Consider the following 17,488-nt stretch of genomic DNA (forward strand, 5'->3'; position numbering starts at 1 on the left):
CTCCTTTATGCATACCCATCCCACAGATTCGTCATAATTCACATCCGCATACCAATAAATAAATCATTTCTGCAGAGACTGACTACCCTGTTAACTCTTATCAGGTTCAATCCTATTCATTGACAAGTTCTGCAATATCTAACCGGGCTGCACCTGCTATCAACGATTCGCTCGAATCTGCTTTATCGCAGCTTCTTATCGCAGCTTCTTATCGCAGCTTCAATACTCCTGCATCCTGCTCATTCCACACCCCGAATGCCTCAGAGAGGTTATCATCCCAAAACATCGGGAGCCTCTCCTTCAACCCTTCTGACAGCGGCAAATTCGGCAGTTCATCCTTGTCCACCCAATATATAGGGCCTTCCTCCGTCCGCTCTATCAGTTGTCCTTCATACACACTCGTCCGATAGCTGAAGACGAAGTATTTATCGCCTGTTTCATTGTTGTACCAATAGACGATTCCACATAGTTTCAAGTCGGATACCGTAAGTCCTGTCTCTTCTCTCACTTCTCGAATCGTGGAATCTACCAGACTCTCGCCTTCTTCCACATGTCCTCCTGGAAACGAAAGGCCTTTCCACGATTTCACACGTTCCTGCACCAACACCTGATTTGTGTCAGGATTATAGATCATGCACATATTCGTTAACTTAACCTTGGACATACTTACAATCTCCTCTTTCTCGTATGCAGCAATTTACTACTCAATGATAGATATGTATATAACCCTAGTGACCTTAATACGGTCTCCTAAACCTCTTCACCCGAAGGGTATCTTCTATAATCAAATCATCCAGTCCTCGTTCCTTATACTCTTCAAGAATCTTTACGAAAAGTCGACTGATTAGAACGCTATCTCCTACTGCATCATGCCTGGCTATGTCCGTATCGTCAATCTGATAGTACTGGATGAGGAAATCAGTTGAGGGGATATCGGCAAGCTCTGGATGAATGTTCGTGAACATGGCCTTCGTATCTAATACGAGATTGTTAATCATCGGCAATCCGGCTAGTTCACATTCCTTGCGCAACAGCGGAATATCGTATTCATACCCCGCCTGCGTCACGAGAATTCGTTCGCCAATGAACTGCGTAAATGCCTCATAGACCTGAGCAAAATCTGGCGCTTCATGAATCGCCTCATTCGTGATTCCCGTAAGTTCTGCAATATGTTCAGGGATTGGCTTCGGCGAACGCACAAGTGTTACAAAGGGTTCCTCCTCCTGAATCCCCCTTGCATCCATCTTCAATGCACCTATTTGAGTAATATGGTCGAGATGATGGTCGATGCCGGTTCCTTCAAAATCAAACACACAATACTGCTGATTCATAAGACCCTTAATCGTTAATCCACTTAACTCATATTCTTCATTGGAAATGTTAGATATGTTCATCGGTGACCACCCTCACCTCTCTATCGAATTAACAATATTATACACTCGATATGAAATCGCTTACTAGAAGTCCTAACCAAATAACCGGATCAGTCCACTCCTCCAACGGAGCGACTGATCCGGCTCATCATAAACGTTTTCCCTGTATCCTCAAATGGTACATGGAATTCTTCCCATCTTACTATCATACCCTGCTACTTCACCTTACGTATACTCTATTCATGAAGCAGGCTTTCCTTACTCGAAGCACCTCAGCAGTTCCAGTGCTTCTTCATGATCTGGCTCCAGTACAAGTGCCTCGCGAGTGTACTTCAGCGCTGTGTCCTCCTGACCGAGCTCATAGCAGCAAATCGCCAAGCAGAATATTACAGTCGCAACAGGATCATCATCACTTGCTACAGACGTCTCCAAAAACTGCTTCGCATCCTCATACATCCCCATTTCAAAGAGGATCACTCCTGCATCCAGAGCCAAGTCGTACTTCTGTTCCATCAAGTAAAAAGCGGACCACATGATGTGAATGCCCTGCTGTATATCGAGCATCTCCTCATCATTTGCCTCAGAAAGCAAGCTCGAAATTCGCTTCGCGCTCTGTATGAAAAATTCTGCGTCATAGCCGCCTAGTCTCCAGAAGGCTAAAATATGCTGCAAGTCCATCGTATCCAGATGCCGATCCACCCACACCTTCAGACTGAAGAAATCATCCGGCCCAAATCGTTCAATTCCTTGACGATACGCTAACTTGGTATTTACGTAACTGTTGGGATCCTTCAACATGAAGATACATCCGACATTAATGTCTTTATAGTGATTTGGTGGGAACAGTGCTAGCCCACCTCTCTGCTCAAATGTATACTGAAACGCATGATAATTCGCTGTTAACGAGAAGCTGCCACCGTGGTGAACAATTTCAGGCGGATCAGTAAACTTCCAGTTATCGAGCCTATGGTCGCCTTTATCCGCAGTGAGCAACACGAATCCCTGCTGAGACAACTCGTTCAGTCTGTATAAGCATCTCAATCCCACCTCTGGGAACAGGATATGAGAGTCCTCAAGTTCCTGCCGGTACAGTGAGATTGCCTCACCATATGGATAGGATTCGCTCTCGTATTGAGGAGCACGGCGGTACTCATATGTCATTGTCATATTTCGAATCGGATCTACGGATACAGCAGCATCCTGCTCCTTGAACTCAACAAGAACATCACATTCATAGATCTCGCCATCCCCAACATAAATCAACTCTTGCGGAATGCCATCAAAGAAATAATTCGCCAATACAAGCAGCGGCTGTGACAAATCGCCTGGACGAATTGTTTCTTGAGCAATGGTGAGATTTATTTCCTTATCATTAACTGCGTCGAATGTAGCAAAGTCGAGCATCCCCTGTTCCACGAAGTGCTTCAATTGAGGATGTTCCCGCCATCCTTCCACATTTTTGGCAGCCAAATCCGTCATTACATACTTGAATGGGGGCAGCGAGATTCCCGCATCATCCCGAAGTTCGCACAGCTTGTGCAGAATATGAAAGGCAAGCCTTCCCGCTCCCGCTCCAAGCTCTATAATGATAACGGGTTCCGAGCACTCTCCTTGTTCCGCCCGATCCCGAAGAAAACCGAAAATAATGTCCGCATATCCAGTAGCGATCATCGGATTGCTTGTGATGTATTGGGGCACCTGATCATTATTCCATGCCTTGAGTCCTTTTCGTTCGTAATATGCACGCTGCAAATCCCATATTGGTGCTTCGCTAAAGCGATATCGTTGTTGTCTATCTTCCATTCCTTGCAACCCTGCTCTCTATATGTCATAGTAACCGTGCCAATCATCTACAACTTTCTCCTTGTTGGCACGGCAATCGTAACCGAATCTATCTTATGAATGGTACCATAATTACCGCCAGAACCAAAATCTCAGTTTTTAGTTTAACCGTGATAAAAAAAGGAGAACCTCCACAAGGTTCTCCTCCGATACGCTGACCCTTACTTCGCAACAAGCTCGCCAAGCACATACTTCTCAACAACCTTGGCTACGCCATCGTTCATATTCGTATCCGTTACATAATCCGCTAACGCTTGAATATCTGCCGGGGCATTTCCCATCGCTACACCGAGACCGGCAAATTTAATCATGGCAACATCGTTATAACTGTCACCCATTGCAATGACTTCCTCCTGCCGAATTCCTAATTTCTGAATCAGCTCATGAAGGCTCGTGCCCTTGTCCACACCGTGCTCGGTGAATTCCAAGAAGAACGGCTTAGAACGCATGACACTTAATTGACCCTCAAGCTGCTTCTGCAATTTCTTCTCGATGACAGCGAGCTTGTACGCATTCCCGACCATCAACACCTTAACAACAGGCTGCTGGACTGCATCTACGAAGCTATCCACTTCTAAGATCGGCATGCCAGTAATTTCGGATTCCTTCTCTACGAATTCATTGCAAGCTTCCGTTACAATATCATCGCCCACATAGGTCAAGACTGACATTTCCTCTTGCTGGCTAAGCGCGTATATATCACGAACCGTTTCTACTGGCAGCGTACTGCTGAACAGTTCTTCTTTCGTCGAGAAATTCGTAATCTTGGCACCGTTAAACGATAAAATAAAGCTCCCGAATCGATCCAGCTCCAATTCCTCTGCAATGTCGATCATGGCATAGGTTGGTCGCCCTGATGCGAGCACCACCTTCACCCCAGCGGCTTGCGCATCAAGAAGCGCTTGCTTCGAGCGCGGGGATATCGTCCGATCATCACGCAGCAATGTATCATCCAAATCAAGTACGATCATTTTATAGTTCATCTGTCAGCATTCCTTTTCGTCGAATAGAGTAGTATCTCTACTATACCATTTTCACGAAGCAGATGGCGAATCTGCGAAGGAACAGATCATACCAATGCGATAAAGATATCAATTTCATTGTCCTGACTGTTAGGCTTGTAACGTTCATCCCATTTCTCAAAATCATAGAAGCGCGCTGCATTGCCTGTCTCACGCATCCATTCGCCATATAAGAACTCATACGTCCGACTTAATTCGGATTCGAGACCATAGTGTGTGCAAGTCACATACTTACTCTCAGGGATGTTATGGCTTATCATTTGCGGAGGAATCGTTTCAAGGCTCGCCACTTCATATCCAAAAATTTGAATAAACCGATCTTTGAGCGGATCAAAGTCGGATTTCTCAGGATAGATCTGCACCATAAGCACATCATCATTGTTGCGATATTGAATTTCATCTTTTTGTGTCACTAGCTTTTGATAGGTACGCCTGCCAAGACCCGATTCGAACTCCTCTATCGTGGCCTCAACCTGATATCCTACAAGTTGCATGGCCTGCAGTGTAACCACTGTAGCTTGCATTGTATCTCCTCCAGTTGCGATGCTATTGCCAGTTGACATGCATCGAATCTTCAATCATATAAGCTGTATCGTTCCTTCACTCGTCGCACTATTTGGCTTTACTATGCAGGAGAATATCTCATCACTACAAATTCAGTGTCCTGCTCCCCTATTTTACTTGTGAACGATATTCCCCTAACAAACCCAGTACGCTCATACACTTTAATCGCTCTTTCGTTGAAGGCAGCGACAACCAATTGAATCTTCTCTCCTCGATTCAGCTTCCGAATGTAGTCCATAACCTGAGCTAGGAACTCCACCCCTTTTCCCTGTCCTGTATAGTCGGGTCGAAGTCCGAGTCCGATATCAATTGCTTGCTCATCTTCATAGATACCAGCCGCATACCCTCCCGGAACACGGGCAGAGTTGCCAATACAGATGTAGCCGATTAGTTCATTCTCGTCATCGACGGTATAATAGAATTCTTCTTCTAGCATCTCATTGATGGACTCGTCATCCCCATCCATACTGTACAAGGAATAGATACCCTCATATTTCCACGTACAAATGATAGCTGCCTGCTCCTTCGTCATCGGGTGGAAATGATAAGTTGTCATGTTGAATCAATCCTCTCTCTTAGCCAATTTATTTTTCCATTCATACGCCCGCTCATTTCGTGATGTAAAATGGTGCGTAGGAATCGGTATGCATATCAATTCAATATCAACAATGAAACTCTATCATGAATGGCTCCTCTTGATTCAAGCAGAGATCGATCTGTTCTCGAAACCCTGGCCAAGTGATCTTGCTTCGCGCTTCCTCTACAGAATAGTAACCGACCTCGTCACTTTCCTCGGACGTTTGAAGGGTTCCTCCAATAGGCTTCGCGATAAACAGTGCTGTGCACACGGAATCCCTTACATGTTGAAATAGTCCACAGTACTTGATGATCTCAATGTCGATGCCTGTTTCTTCCCTAGCTTCGCGAACGGCTGCAGCTGTAATAGATTCCCCTTCTTCCACCCGTCCAGCTGGAATCTCCCATCCCCGCTTCGCACCACGAATGAGCAAAATGTCATGATTGCTGTTCCTTACAATCACGGCCGCAACAAGTGTATGCCTAGGTGATGCATTCATCTGTGAATCGCTCCTTTCCGCTCTGTTCCACCATATAGAGCTGCTGTGTTTTGCAATCCCATCACCATTCTCTTCGCGGACTCATTTGTCCTTTCATTCGATCCCGTTTTCCTTTTCCTGAATGTACAGATCCAATGCTCTGATTCCCCGCCGTGCTAGCTTAATAAAGAGAACAAGACAATAGATTGAGATGACAAATGCTCCTATGTAGAAGACAAAAGATAAAAAAGAAAAAAACATAGCCATACCCATACCAGATCACTCCTGTTTCATGATTAATACGTGAATATCAATCTTCAGATAGTCAGCCATGAGTCGCTTCTTCCTCTTACCTTGTGAGATCGTAACAATAACGCACTTTATTTGCCAAAACATTCTCTCATGTACGATATCAGCGCTCTAAGTTAGATGCTTCCGATACCCTTCTACCTTCTCATCCTTGAAGCCGAGCCGTTCATAGAATTGATGCGCCTCTTTGCGCTGCTCGCCAGATACAAAGATGATGTAGTAACAATCACGCTGTCTTGCCATATTTTCAATTTCCTGCATCAGCTTCTTACCGACACCTTGCCTGCGAACCAATGGGGACACAATCACATTCTCAATTACCATGAATGGCTTACAATCTCCTACAAGATCATGACATATAATGCCCATCAAGGAACCCACTAACTGCTCCTCGTCAAATGCTCCCAGAATGATGTATTGTTCATTATGCTGGATCGTTCGGTATACCTGCTCCAGCTTCGCTTGGTTCGTCTGTAGTCCCATTAGCTCTTGATAAAGCTGGCTCAATGCCAGCAAATCATTTTCCGTAATTGACCTTATCGTAATCATCGTTATCCTTCTTTCCATACCGATTCTCGAATTCGGTTCCCGTATATTCCTTCATTGCAATCGCATTACCATTGTTGTAGCACATAATGATAATCACATCACTGCTCACCAATCTGCTCTTTGTCCTGGAAACCGCAATCCTAACCTTCATGACATGAATATGTATGATATGCCCAGCCCATTCATCCGTACTGCTAAACCCGCATTAAACAATTACGTATACGCTGTACGCTGTCCATTAGTCATTGTGCCAATAGAAGGAGTACCGGGAATGCTGGACAAATCCTATCGCCTTGTAAAAGGGATGATCTGAAATGACATACGCTTTGTTCGCTCCTAATACACTGCAGCTCTTTAGCGCTTCTACTACAACCGCAGCACCAAGTCCCTTCCCCCTATAACTCGGGATAGTGACTACAGGTTCGACATACGCATAATCGGTTTGGGGACTATACCATAATCCGCAATAAGCCACAAGCTGCTCTATTTTCTAGGTGAAATGCTGGAAAATTGCATCCGCATATGGATTGTAACCCTCATTCCTAGCTGGTGGGAGATAATAAACAGACCAAAAACGACTTTTACTTTTTTTCTTTCCGTGCAGACTCAATATGATTCGTGAAATTAATACTTAGACTGCTTTCGTTATGTTGTATGAACTTCTTCCATCCTGCTATACTTCATCAAACTCAACATGCAGCAACCTTCCACATTCTCTGAACACCTATACACTCATCTTTCTCATTCAATTCCATTCTGTAAATGTCGGGCTTAGAAGTCTGGAACAGAAAATCTACATCATATCGACTATCGAAGCAGCTCATCATTAATGTCATGATAGCTCCATGCGAGCCAATCGCAATCTTTTTGCCTCTATTGGTATGTACGATTTGTTGTAATACACGCATAGCCCGCTCCTGACAAACCGCAATCGTTTCTCCTCCAGGTAGCGAATAAGCGGCATCCGCAAACATCCTTCTGACCACAGGATACAGCTCATCGTTCGCTACAATGCGATCACCGGGGACAAACACCATTTCTCTCAAATCTTCAAATACGTGAATCTCTTTCCCTTGGGACTTCGCCAGACCTTCCAAAGTGAGGACTGCTCTCGAATATGGACTAGATACGAACGTATCTATCCCCTCTTCTTGTAGGATATCCGCGACAATACGAGCATCTTCCTTGCCTTTCTCTGTCAAGCCACGCGTTCTTTCATTTCCTTTCGTCTTAGGCGATTCTCCATGACGAACCATGTATATCGTTGTAATTACTTCCTCCATAACTCCTCCAATCGTGAACAGAAGTCATCCGTATTATCCACGTTCCCTTACTTTCACATCACAATACATACTACACCAGCAAAAATAAGAACGGCCCCCCATATTTTCTGCGATTGAAATCGTTCCTTCAAGAAATAAATGCCAAGGAAAGAGCCGATAACAATGCTGGTTTCTCGCACTGGCGCTACATAACTAACAGGAATTTCAGTCAGAACGATCAATACGAGAACATACGATAATCCAGCTAATCCCCCTGCAATCGCCATACTGCCCCAGTATTTTTTCCAATGTGTACGAACTCTTTCCCACCCTCTCACTTGCAGACTCCCTAGTAAGAGCACCTGTCCCATATTTTCGATTACATTTAAGGATACTGGGTGTATGATAGAGACCGCCAGCTTATCGAATAAGGTGTAACCAGCAATGGAAAGGCCGACTAATAGCGGATATGGCGAAGTGAACATGGAACGAATCGACTGTCCCCCGCGGCCAAGACCAGTGTACAACACAAAGATCCCTGTAAAAATAAGTACACTTCCTACAATACTCATCCATGTAAAAGGTTCTTTGAGCAGCATAACCCCAACTGCCACAACGATTAGCGGGCCTAGCCCTCTAGCTATAGGATATGTTAAGGTAAAGTCATTCTTCTCGTATGCCTTAGACAGAATAAGGGCATATAAGCTATGGAGCAAAATACTGCCGAGCCCCATAAGTACCCATTCCGATGTTATGTGTTCGTCCTTAGGCCACAGCACTATACTAACGGGTAGAAATAAGATGACAGACCATACCCGTAGCGACCACAGAAATATCGTTTTGTCCTCACTTTGCTTCAACATGATGTTCCAGAATGCATGCGATAATGAAGCAATAATCACCAGCAGCAACCAGTAATTTCCCATTTGAACCTCCACATGTTCGCTCAATCCGCTATTCCTTCTCATTCATGCTGAATACAGCTGCCATCATACGCTTGCATCACACAGGGGTGCTAACGGTTCAACGACCTTGCTAGGCGGAATCCAAGATCCTCGATACGGAATGTGGGATGGCTGCGCCTACGGCAGGTTGCCCCGCATCCTCTTGCTTCTTCAGCCCAGCTTCCACCGCGAAAGACTCGATAAGAGCCGTACACCTGCTCATCATAAATATCCCAGCACCATTCCCATACATTGCCGAGCATATCGTACAATCCCCATGCATTCGGCACCTTGCTCCCAACCTCATGGAGCATGCCTTGTGAATTATCATTGTACCAAGCAATCTGATCCAGCTCGCCATACTGGTAGCTAGAATTCCCTGCTTTACATGCATATTGCCACTCTGCTTCGTTCGGTAGGCGATAGCCGTCTGCCTCCACATTCCATTGAACCGTCTCCCCATCGCTCCCTATCGAGTAGCATGGCGTCAATCCGGATCTTTGTGATAGTAGATTACAAAAGACAACAGCTTCCTTCCACGAAATATTCACTACGGGCATGTGATGAGAATGTGAAGAATTAGCAGCGGTATCCGATTCTCCAACAACCGCCTCATACAACTCGTTCGTAACCGGATAAGCTCCAAGAAGAAAGGGTGGAATGGTTACTTTCCATTGAATCTTTTTGCGATCATCTCGCAAATCTTCCTCTCCGCCTGGAATTTGCACCATCGAATAAAGTTTGGACATATCTCTCACCTCAATGTTCGATCTAATATATCAACATACGTTTACGTTTCTACATCTGTTCGCTAGAATGGATGTAAGCAATGTAATCAGTCAATACCCCTTCGTGTCCCAACAGTCTTAGCATGGTAGAGATGTTGCCCCTATGGTAAGAACCGTGATTCACGATTTGGTACACGATGTCGGAAATCGTGTTGTGAACCTCTACTCCCCTCCGTGTTCGGTAGGTCATGATCTTCTCTGGATCAGGAATCGAACCTACATATGCACGCATTTGAGTGTATACGTTATTTGTGTAATCAATTGCTTCCTGAAGCGAAGCAAATTGGTTACCCTCCTCAGGAGTTGTGCGATCTCCCCTAATCCGGGCAAACCAGAGGGCATCAGCAGACATCATATGATGGATTACAGCTGCAATCGTTGCGAATCCAAGATCCACTGGTTTGATAAAAACTTCACTAGGTAATCCGGCAAGATGATTCATGATTCTAGCATTCGCCCATACATGATAGTCAATGAGCTGCACTATGTTCGCTGCCATCAACATCCCACCTCACTAAGATTTTTGTCCACATGTTCCCCGCATTCCAAGCGTATTCTTTGCTACGTCATATAGCCAACACGAACCAGCACAACTTGTACAACTACGTGCAGGCAAAGCGTTGATATCTTTTACCGTTCTCCATTTTTACCGTTATTGTGCCATCAGATATCTCGTCGATAACTTTGTCCCAGAATCTCTGCGCGGGAACGTTATTCTCTAATTGATGCAGTTCCCACTCGCCGCCATATTGCTTAAATATATGCTCCGCTGCAATCCGACCTATTCCCGTACGTCTAAATTTACGCATAACAAACAAATGTGCAAAATCATAGTAGTGCCTTTGCTCATCTCTTACCCTGATCAATAGAAATCCCGCTGCTTCATCATTTATCGTAATGAGGTAAGGATGATGCCTTATGGGATCAGCCCAATACTTATCGATGTCTGGCATCGGACGATACGTACCATCTTCTTGAATGGCGCACCAGTATATTCAGTAAAATCATAAATATAGAACTGGATTAGCTGTTGTATTCGCTTCTTTTCAGCTTGGGCAGCTCTAGTCACAACAACTTGATTCATGTCGCCACTCCCCTCACTCCGAACTGATGTATCTTACCTCTAGAATTTCCAATCCCCCGCCCTCAACTATCCTGAGCTATAGTCACTCAATTCTCCAACCGAAATGGGCGGGACTTTATGACTTCTGTTCCATCTACAGCCTTAATCTGCAGCACCATTTCTCGGGCCTCAGCAATTCGAACGGGATTGATCATGGAAACAAACAGATTCCCTTTTCCATTCGACTTAAATATCGTTTCATCTTCGATGGTTCCTAGCCGTATCACTACATTTTCTTTCGGGCCAAACATTACCCCTTTCTCATTGGCATCTGCTACCGATATGTTATATCCCTTCCCTGCCTGAAGTCCTCTGGCCGACACAACAAAATCTACAGTAGATCCATTGTAAACAACGGTAACTCTGCCATTCTTCTTTTCCTGAAATGGAACGTCTGCTGTATCGCCTTGCTGAACAATAAAGAGCTGATCATATTTCAGAAAGGTGCATGAGGTAATGACGAGGAACATAGCCGCAACAATGATTTTTATCGTGCGCATTCTTCCCCTCCTCTCATCAACGAATATCCTTGTCTCTATTATATTTACCTTGCCAATATTCGCCAACACGATTCCATCCAACATGACAATACTTGTTGCGGGAGACCACTTGCTTCCATGACCTCGATCTCACGTCAAAAATAAGAGGTATACCCATGCGGCAACAAAAAGAACAAGGTCGAGCTCAGAGGGAACATCCCACTTAAACTCAACCTTGTTCTATTCCAGAAATTATCCCACAAGAGTAATAAAAACTACTGATGTGGCATTTGCAATTTGCTAACCAACTTGAATAATATTTACATTCGCAGAGACAAACTTAATCTCCTGTACATTCATATTCATAAGCTGCAGTTTATTAGTTCCTGGCCCTGTATTGAATACGGCGCTGCCCGCTCCACCTGATCGGGATACTCCGTCCGCTAATGATGGGGCGACCGATAAGCTCTGATCCAATGGAATCCCGTTCAATGTCAACTGAACAAGGACAGACAAGTTAGCCATTAATGGACTCTCGATGAAGCTATAGGATGCAAAGTAGGTTGCATTCGGAGCCAAATCAATCACTGTTCGATTGTTCGTAGAGAACGTTATGCCGCTGCCATTCGTCACCTTCGCCGCTAAGAAGGGAACCGGTGAAACCGGCCCTACATTTTCATAGCCATAGCTAAAAATTGCAGCGTTATTCCTTGTCACCCCAGCAGATGAAAAATTGTCGATTTCCGTCACACGTATGTTAACGCCGCTAAAATTCGATCCAGAAGCTTCAACTGGTGAAAAGCCAATCAGCTGCAAAATACTCGGGTTCGGACTGGAAGGAGTGTTGAAAATAGCTCCTCCGGTCGCATTCGCAGTAGGCGTATTTTGTCCGAATGGAATTGTGGTAGGAAATGAGAAGCTCTGCGACCCTGGTATTAGCTTTCCGTTCAATCTAAGCTCTGTAGCGATGATATGGTTGCTCGATGCCGTGGTAAAATCAGCATTATATTCGACTAAATACGCTTTACTCGCATCAAGAAGAATGTTTGTCATTCCTTGCAGTCGTATGGAGGTACCGTTCTGGACAATGACTGATAACATCGCAGGGGCGCCATTGACCGGAATCGATCCACAGCCGGCCGAACAACCGAAATTCGCACTGCTTCCCATCTCTATTCGCCCCCAGCTGCTACTGTAGCTTAATGATCGTAATCGACGTCTGGTCGAAGGTTCTATCATTGGGTTCAAGATTAACTAAAGTCAGAATACTTGAACTAGCTCCTGTATTAATGATCGTATTCGATAATAATGACGTAATGGCTTGAGAAGCTCCTGGCAAGGACTGCATCTGTGAATCTGTTCCCGGAATCGTTGTTCCATCCAATTGCAGAGCAACATGTGCGGTAATGTTACCCGCTGTGAGCAGCTCTGCCTTCGTCCGGTAAGCAATATAATAGGTTTGATTCGGTGCCAACACGATATCCGTCGAGGCAGGAGTATGCGTAATGGAGGTGCCGTTCAACGTGAAATTCTCCTCGAATGGAATTGCGCTGCCAGACGCAACCAGAATAGAACCAGGGGAACGGATGAATGCGTTGTTCGCCGTGATCTGCACTCCGGTTGCTCCGGTCGCTCCGGCTGCTCCAGTTGCCCCTGTTGCCCCGGTACTTCCCGTTGTTCCGGTCGCCCCTGTCGCTCCAGTTGCTCCAGTTACACTTGCCCCAGTCGCTCCGGTTGGCCCAGTAACACAAGGGCACACTCCGGTTGGCCCAGTGGCTCCTGTCGCTCCAATCGCGCCTGTACCGCCAGTTGAGCCTGTACTACCTGTGATACCTACGGCACCTTGTGCGCCAGTTGCTCCGGTTGCTCCTGTTGGCCCCGTTGAGCCTGTGCTGCCAGGAAGTCCAGTTGCTCCGGTTACCCCAGTAGAACCAGCTGCTCCTGCAGCGCCTCCCGCCCCCGTACTGCCAGTAGCTCCAGTTGAGCCTGTCGAGCCAGCAATGCCAGCTGCTCCGGTATCGCCCGTTGCTCCCGTCGCTCCGGGCACTCCCATTGACCCAGTAGGACCAGTAGCTCCGGTTGCGCCAGTAGAACCCGTCGCGCCCGCTGCTCCGGTTGCTCCGGTTGGCCCTCTTGTACCGACTGGTATCTGCAGCACCTCTTCCAGCTTGTTATTAAGCACGAATTCGAGCTTAATCGCTTCTCGCAACGTATTCACGATACTGTCGTTTACTGCCAGTACATCACTCACTGTAGCAGGCGTAGTTAATCCCGGCAGCGTTCCTAGCGTGAATTGGAGCTTTTCTGCCTCCGCATTAACAATGTGGCTTAGTCCTAACTCCTCTAACGCTATTGAGGCTAACAGCAAATTCACCGCTTCGTTCGTCGACACAGAAATATTCGGCGTAATATTAGGGATATTGGCTTGCGACACGATTTCTCACTCCCTTGCTGACATCATCAGATTGCTAATTTAGCGCAATAATGCTTATATTTACGTTTCGATTGCTGTTGGAGCGTGAGAACAGCATGATGCTGGACGGTGCTCCCGATGGTGTATTCACAATCACGCTTCCCTTTAACGTTGCGAAATCCCCCGCAACGGTACTCATAAATATCGTTAGGATGCTTTCCCCATTAAAAGTCAGAATCACATCTAGTCCTCCTGAAGGGTTGCTCGCATCAATATCAACTTGTGCCACGATATAGTACGTATGATCGGGTTGAAGCAATATCGTGCTCGAACCCGGAGTGAACGAGATTAAGCTGCCGCTCAGCAATCTTGCCGTAGCGAACTCCAAAAATCCCGCCGGACCTGCAGGTCCAGGTGTAATGATACTCGCGAAATTCGCCGTAGCGAGCGCCATCGCCCCTGTTACCCCTGTTGCCCCGGTCGCTCCGGTGGCTCCAGTGGAACCCACTGCTCCGGTCACACCCGTTGCTCCCGTTGCTCCTGTTGGCCCCGGTATTCCCGTTGCCCCTGTCGCTCCCGTTGGGCAGCCAGTAGGGCAGATACCTGTAGGGCCCACAGGGCCGGCGTTGCCTGTTATACCGGTAGGGCCAGTAGGACCGATTGGACCTGCAGCTCCTGTATTACCAGTGAGCCCGATTGATCCGGCTAGACCAGTAGAGCCAGTTGCACCTGTCACGCCTGTAGTGCCAGTTGCTCCGATCGAGCCCGTTGCTCCGGTCGCTCCCGTCGAGCCTGTTGGCCCAGTAGCACCTATCGTGCCGGTTGCTCCGGTTACACCAGAGGAACCGGTTGCTCCGGTTGCTCCAGTCGCACCGACAGGCCCTGTGATGCCAGTAAGCCCAGTTGCTCCAGATGGACCTGTAACCCCAGTTGCACCAGTCGATCCATTAACCCCTGTAGGTCCTATGGATCCCGTAGCACCAGAGCTTAGCAAGGGAACAAGACCCTCTACAATTCTATCGAGTTTCATCTGTGACACAATTTCCTGCTGCACGACCACTTTCAATGTATCTAGTGTACTGCTGTTCAGCGCTAGCAGTTCTGGAATTGTAGGCACTGTGGTCAAGCCTGGAATTGTTCCCAATGCAAATTGAATTTTCTCGCCTTCAGCGTTAAGAATATGACTTAGCCCTAATTCCTCCAATGCGATCGAAGAGAGCAATAGAGGAATTATTTGATCCCTGGAAATCGAAATAGTAGGTGTAATATTGGGTATGTTTGCTTGCGACATTTCACTCACCCCTTATGAAGTGCCATAGTAAGAGACCTAGCATCATATCCGATGTGCTCGCATATGGGAAAATACTGAGCCTCATCTTATAAATCACAATATAGCAATTACCGATATCGACACATTCGTGAAATCCGTTGCCACACCTGACGTATTGATAAGCTCTAACGTACCTGGAGTCCCCCCGGTTTGAATGATCGTGTGTGAGGACAGCTCTACGATTACACCTGCAACGGTATCGTAACTTGCAGTCGTGACGATGACATTAATTCCATTAAATTGCAGAGTCGCGGATGCGGTCGTTCCGGCGGTCGTAGCCTGCGTCTCGTAATCAACGAAGTACGTATGATTTGGAGCAAGTACGATTGTGGGTGTCAAAGGTACATGTGTGATTAATGTACCATTTACAGTTAAATTCGTTTCTAATATAAGCGGAGCGCCGTCCGCTACCGTTTGTGTTCCGACAGTGACAAAGTCGGCGTTGTTCACCGTAATCAAGCCTCCGGTGGCTCCAGCTACTCCGGTGGCTCCGGTGCTTCCAGTCGCACCGACTGCTCCAGTCACACCTGCCGCTCCCGTTGCTCCTGTAGCGCCAACCCCATTAGGTCCTGTCGCTCCGGTAGGCCCTGGTGGACAAACCGGACACGGCCCGGTAATTCCCGTTTCTCCGGTTGCACCGGCGACTCCTGTTGCTCCGGTTGCACCCGTATCTCCCGTTGCTCCAGTTACACCTGTTGACCCGGTCGTTCCCGTTGCTCCAGCTGCACCAGTTGCTCCGATGGCCCCTGTAGGGCCAGTCTCGCCTGTTGATCCAGCCGTACCCGCAGCCCCGGTGGCTCCAGTTCCACCTGTTAATCCAGTTGCCCCTGTCACTCCGGTTAGCCCAGTTGGCCCTGTCGGGCCCAATGCCCCCGCTGAACCAGTCTCGCCTGTTGCTCCCGTGCTTCCAGAAGCTCCAGTGCTTCCGGTAGCTCCGGTAGGCGATAATCCGGTTGGCCCTGTTGGGCCAGTAGCCCCCGTTCCCCCCGTTGGCGGTGAGGCTGCCGCATTCAGTACCTGCTCCAATTTGTCCTCAATAATCAATTCCTTTTGAATCGTCGCCGCCAACACGCTGCGAACGCTGGCATTGGTTTGCAATACATCGCTAATAGTTGCAGGAGCTTCTAACCCAGGAAGCGTCCCAAGGACATATTGAATTTTCTCTGCCTCCGCGTTCACTAGATGACTAAGCGAGAGTTCTTCCATAGCCATTGAAATAAGCAATAAATTGATTGCATCGTCTCTAGTAATACTTATTTGGGGTGTAATGTTCGGTATATTGGGATTTGACATCCAGCTTCCCTCCCTCAGGAAAGTAGTTCCTGATAGATTGTGAAAACGTACCATGTAATAGGAATCTACTACCTAGCGATTGAACAATATCGCTATCGCTCCTTTTATTTTATGTAAATCGAATTTTATTGCGTGGGACAAAATAGAACAAAAAAAATCGATTCTCACGAATCGATTAAAAATAAGAGTTTGCCATACAATCGCCATATACATCATATATAGATAAAACTCTTCATCCTATTTCACTCTCGATACTCCACTTCATTCTGTCCAACTAACAGCTGGTCATGATACTTGCCATTCATGTCAATAGAGTTACCTGTCACGATTTTCTTGCCTTAATTACATAATGAAAATTGATTACTCTTAATCCTTTGTCAGTTGCATGCTCTGCAAATACCTGTTCAACGCCCCGAAGACAAGCTGACCAGACATATTCACGAACTTCCTTCCTCTGTCCAAAGCACTTCTTTATGAGCACATCTTCTGGCCTTGTCAAATACTCTACTTCCTCAACCAGTTGAACCTGAAAATCGGTCAATCCGGCTGTTCGCTGAAACTGATATCTCGTGACCAAATCATCCAAATCGTAAGGATCATAAGATAGCGGGGTAAACAATCCAGGGAACAGGCTTCTAAGCCCACCATCTGTCCCTCCATGATATAACCCCATCATCATCCCATTCGGCTTAAGAATTCGAGATGACTCCTCGTATAACCAAGGCCCTTTCTTCGTATAAACGAGGTCGAACGTGTTGTCTCCAAAGGGCAGCAATGCATCCTCCACATTTACAAGCATGAAATGTACCGATTCACTTCCATTAAGCTGCCGCGCTTGTCGGATAAAATTCTCTCGATTATCGATCCCAACAGCTTCCTTCACTCTATGATTCCAACGTCTAGTAAATTCACCATGCCCACATCCAACATCTAATATCCGTGAATCACTAGTGAGATGCGACATTATCTCCTTTTCATAAATCATCTCCGCTGTTGGCTCTTCAAAGGTTGATCTCCACGGATACTGGTATTCTCCTACGATATCATTCAGCTCTGCATACCACTCAGGGCTATGCGGTTGTATCCACTCAGGATGCAGCGATGGATCGGGGAACATTACAGTTCTATTCATGATTACACCT

22 protein-coding genes are annotated in these 17,488 nt (G+C 46.5%); all 22 read right to left on the reverse strand.

What is annotated here, in order from left to right:
* Nucleotides 1-208 precede the first annotated feature (208 nt).
* Nucleotides 209-664 (reverse strand): 8-oxo-dGTP diphosphatase, encoded by a 456-nt coding sequence (locus BLS15_RS08220; RefSeq protein ID WP_021256409.1) that lies wholly within the window; start codon nt 662-664, stop codon nt 209-211.
* A gap of 73 nt (nt 665-737) precedes the next feature.
* Entirely contained in the window at nt 738-1,394 is a 657-nt protein-coding gene (locus tag BLS15_RS08225; protein WP_021256410.1) for a 3'-5' exonuclease, read from the reverse strand.
* 237 nt (nt 1,395-1,631) lie between these two features.
* Nucleotides 1,632-3,176 (reverse strand): SAM-dependent methyltransferase, encoded by a 1,545-nt coding sequence (locus BLS15_RS08230; protein ID WP_021256411.1) that lies wholly within the window; start codon nt 3,174-3,176, stop codon nt 1,632-1,634.
* Between the two features lie 200 nt (nt 3,177-3,376).
* A complete protein-coding gene (locus tag BLS15_RS08235; protein WP_021256412.1) occupies nt 3,377-4,198 on the reverse strand; it encodes a Cof-type HAD-IIB family hydrolase in 822 nt (273 codons plus the stop codon).
* A gap of 86 nt (nt 4,199-4,284) precedes the next feature.
* On the reverse strand, nt 4,285-4,761 hold the full coding sequence (locus tag BLS15_RS08240) for a GyrI-like domain-containing protein (protein WP_090511120.1): 477 nt from the start codon (nt 4,759-4,761) through the stop codon (nt 4,285-4,287).
* 101 nt (nt 4,762-4,862) lie between these two features.
* Nucleotides 4,863-5,357: a GNAT family N-acetyltransferase gene (locus tag BLS15_RS08245; RefSeq protein WP_021256414.1), complete on the reverse strand. Its 495-nt coding sequence runs from the start codon at nt 5,355-5,357 to the stop codon at nt 4,863-4,865.
* A gap of 106 nt (nt 5,358-5,463) precedes the next feature.
* Complete coding sequence (locus tag BLS15_RS08250; protein WP_021256415.1) at nt 5,464-5,877, reverse strand: NUDIX hydrolase; 414 nt, start codon at nt 5,875-5,877, stop codon at nt 5,464-5,466.
* 399 nt (nt 5,878-6,276) lie between these two features.
* Nucleotides 6,277-6,714: a GNAT family N-acetyltransferase gene (locus BLS15_RS08255; RefSeq protein ID WP_021256416.1), complete on the reverse strand. Its 438-nt coding sequence runs from the start codon at nt 6,712-6,714 to the stop codon at nt 6,277-6,279.
* Nucleotides 6,683-6,823, reverse strand: a complete 141-nt coding sequence (locus BLS15_RS28915) for a hypothetical protein (protein WP_155987246.1) — start codon at nt 6,821-6,823, stop codon at nt 6,683-6,685. Before BLS15_RS28915 ends, BLS15_RS08255 begins: the two co-directional genes overlap by 32 nt.
* A 129-nt stretch (nt 6,824-6,952) precedes the next feature.
* Nucleotides 6,953-7,189 carry a GNAT family N-acetyltransferase gene (locus tag BLS15_RS08260; RefSeq protein ID WP_231515098.1) on the reverse strand — a complete coding sequence of 79 codons (237 nt, stop codon included), beginning with the start codon at nt 7,187-7,189 and terminating at the stop codon, nt 6,953-6,955.
* Nucleotides 7,190-7,403: 214 nt separating this feature from the next.
* A complete protein-coding gene (locus BLS15_RS08265) occupies nt 7,404-7,997 on the reverse strand; it encodes a histidine phosphatase family protein (RefSeq protein WP_021256417.1) in 594 nt (197 codons plus the stop codon).
* 53 nt (nt 7,998-8,050) lie between these two features.
* Entirely contained in the window at nt 8,051-8,902 is an 852-nt protein-coding gene (locus tag BLS15_RS08270) for an EamA family transporter (protein WP_175460744.1), read from the reverse strand.
* Nucleotides 8,903-8,991: 89 nt separating this feature from the next.
* A complete protein-coding gene (locus tag BLS15_RS08275) occupies nt 8,992-9,669 on the reverse strand; it encodes a formylglycine-generating enzyme family protein (RefSeq protein WP_021256418.1) in 678 nt (225 codons plus the stop codon).
* 49 nt (nt 9,670-9,718) lie between these two features.
* A complete protein-coding gene (locus BLS15_RS08280) occupies nt 9,719-10,207 on the reverse strand; it encodes a DinB family protein (protein WP_021256419.1) in 489 nt (162 codons plus the stop codon).
* A gap of 103 nt (nt 10,208-10,310) precedes the next feature.
* The gene (locus tag BLS15_RS08285) at nt 10,311-10,661 is read right to left on the reverse strand and encodes a GNAT family N-acetyltransferase (protein WP_090511126.1); all 351 of its coding nucleotides are present in this window, start codon (nt 10,659-10,661) and stop codon (nt 10,311-10,313) included.
* Nucleotides 10,625-10,792 carry a hypothetical protein gene (locus BLS15_RS28920; protein WP_175460745.1) on the reverse strand — a complete coding sequence of 56 codons (168 nt, stop codon included), beginning with the start codon at nt 10,790-10,792 and terminating at the stop codon, nt 10,625-10,627. The genes BLS15_RS08285 and BLS15_RS28920 overlap by 37 nt, the downstream gene beginning before the upstream one ends.
* Nucleotides 10,793-10,878: 86 nt before the next feature.
* Complete coding sequence (locus BLS15_RS08290; protein WP_090511129.1) at nt 10,879-11,331, reverse strand: hypothetical protein; 453 nt, start codon at nt 11,329-11,331, stop codon at nt 10,879-10,881.
* Nucleotides 11,332-11,610: 279 nt separating this feature from the next.
* On the reverse strand, nt 11,611-12,480 hold the full coding sequence (locus BLS15_RS08295; protein WP_028532242.1) for a hypothetical protein: 870 nt from the start codon (nt 12,478-12,480) through the stop codon (nt 11,611-11,613).
* A gap of 19 nt (nt 12,481-12,499) precedes the next feature.
* Nucleotides 12,500-13,744, reverse strand: coding sequence for a collagen-like triple helix repeat-containing protein (locus BLS15_RS08300; RefSeq protein ID WP_036666984.1), 1,245 nt, complete (start codon nt 13,742-13,744; stop codon nt 12,500-12,502).
* Between the two features lie 34 nt (nt 13,745-13,778).
* Nucleotides 13,779-15,014, reverse strand: a complete 1,236-nt coding sequence (locus BLS15_RS29795; RefSeq protein ID WP_036666982.1) for an alpha-helical endospore appendage domain-containing protein — start codon at nt 15,012-15,014, stop codon at nt 13,779-13,781.
* 93 nt (nt 15,015-15,107) lie between these two features.
* Entirely contained in the window at nt 15,108-16,346 is a 1,239-nt protein-coding gene (locus tag BLS15_RS08310) for a collagen-like triple helix repeat-containing protein (protein ID WP_231515097.1), read from the reverse strand.
* Between the two features lie 322 nt (nt 16,347-16,668).
* Nucleotides 16,669-17,478, reverse strand: coding sequence for a class I SAM-dependent methyltransferase (locus BLS15_RS08315; protein ID WP_090511131.1), 810 nt, complete (start codon nt 17,476-17,478; stop codon nt 16,669-16,671).
* Between the last annotated feature and the right edge of the window lie 10 nt (nt 17,479-17,488).

The sequence above is a fragment of the Paenibacillus sp. cl6col genome, from assembly GCF_900102125.1.
Lineage (GTDB): Bacteria > Bacillota > Bacilli > Paenibacillales > Paenibacillaceae > Paenibacillus_B > Paenibacillus_B suaedae.